Below are 454 nucleotides of genomic sequence, written 5' to 3'. Positions count from 1 at the left end.
GCTTGTTTGATCTCTTCTTCAGTCAGTTCTTCACCACCCAGGTATTTTTCCATCAGCTCTTCAGAAGCTTCTGCGGCGGACTCGATCAGGTTCTGGTGCCATTCGTTAGCCAGGTCCTGCATGTCAGCCGGGATATCTTCGTATTCGAAGGTAACGCCCTGGTCGGCATCGTTCCAGTTGATGGCTTTCATTTTCACCAGGTCAACAACGCCGGTGAAACCTTCTTCAGCACCAATTGCCAGCTGCAGCGGAACCGGGTTCGCGCCCAGACGGGTTTTGATCTGACCAACAACTTTCAGGAAGTTCGCGCCCATGCGGTCCATTTTGTTAACGAACGCAATACGCGGAACTTTGTATTTGTTTGCCTGACGCCATACGGTTTCAGACTGCGGCTGAACACCACCAACTGCGCAGTAAACCATTACCGCACCATCGAGAACACGCATGGAACGTT

1 protein-coding gene is annotated in these 454 nt (G+C 51.8%); it reads right to left on the bottom strand.

Features of this window, described 5'->3' with window-relative positions; genetic code table 11:
* On the bottom strand, positions 1-454 hold a 454-nt coding region (locus F7Q90_RS26020; protein WP_151161202.1), incomplete at both ends, for a GTP-binding protein.

Source organism: Pantoea stewartii subsp. stewartii (genome assembly GCF_008801695.1).
Taxonomy (GTDB): domain Bacteria; phylum Pseudomonadota; class Gammaproteobacteria; order Enterobacterales; family Enterobacteriaceae; genus Pantoea; species Pantoea stewartii.
The sequence above is the reverse complement of the archived record's forward strand: the minus strand, read 5'-3'. Positions and strand labels throughout refer to the sequence as shown.